Raw genomic sequence first — 683 nt, forward strand, 5'->3', positions numbered from 1 at the left:
AACTTCGCCTTCCTGATAACCCGAAAAAGAAAGGTGCTTGTACCAGCTTGAATAGATTGTGTGATCTTCACCATTCAATCGATGCTGTACCGCGAGCCATGTTCCTTTTTCACCCTCGTCCTTTTGCGGTAGCGCTTCGGGTGGCGCCTGCGATTTTGCGCCGCCAAAATCCACTTTGACCACTTTGCTTCTCAAACCAATCGGTTGGGTCTCCATTCGCTTTTGGAAATCCGGCCCCACCGATTCCCAGAGCGGATCGGAGAGTCGCTTTACCGTCTCAAAATTAAGGCGATAAGCCCCGACTCTGCCACGAACACCGGCGCGGGAGCAAACAAGGATTTCGGTATCAATGAGCCGCTTCATTTCGCGTTTGACTGTGCGTTCGTTTACATTCCACATCCGCGCCAAATCTCTTTGCCCAATTGAAACCTCATTGCTACGCCAATTGTAGCGCGCCGTGACCAATGCAATCAGCCGCATCATCGACATTTGAAAAACTGGCTTGCCATGAAGCCCCGCCACAGACAAAGCCGTGAGTAGATCATATTTCTGGGTTCCGGCGCTTGGTCCGGTTAGGTTTATTTGTGCCATGTTCTGCCCGCCGCTGCTCAAGTTCGATCTTGTATTCGATTCGATTCTCAATTGGGTTTAACATGGCGAATTATCCCGCAATTTGTCAACTC

The 683-nt window shown here is 50.4% G+C and carries 1 protein-coding gene; it reads right to left on the minus strand.

What is annotated here, in order from left to right; genetic code table 11:
* The coding region (locus AB9F26_RS22190) for a hypothetical protein (protein ID WP_369769120.1) at positions 1 to 591 on the minus strand (591 nt) is incomplete at its 3' end.
* Positions 592 to 683 lie beyond the last annotated feature (92 nt).

The organism is Falsihalocynthiibacter sp. BN13B15 (assembly GCF_041205415.1).
In the GTDB taxonomy this organism is placed as follows: Bacteria; Pseudomonadota; Alphaproteobacteria; order Rhodobacterales; family Rhodobacteraceae; genus Falsihalocynthiibacter; species Falsihalocynthiibacter arcticus.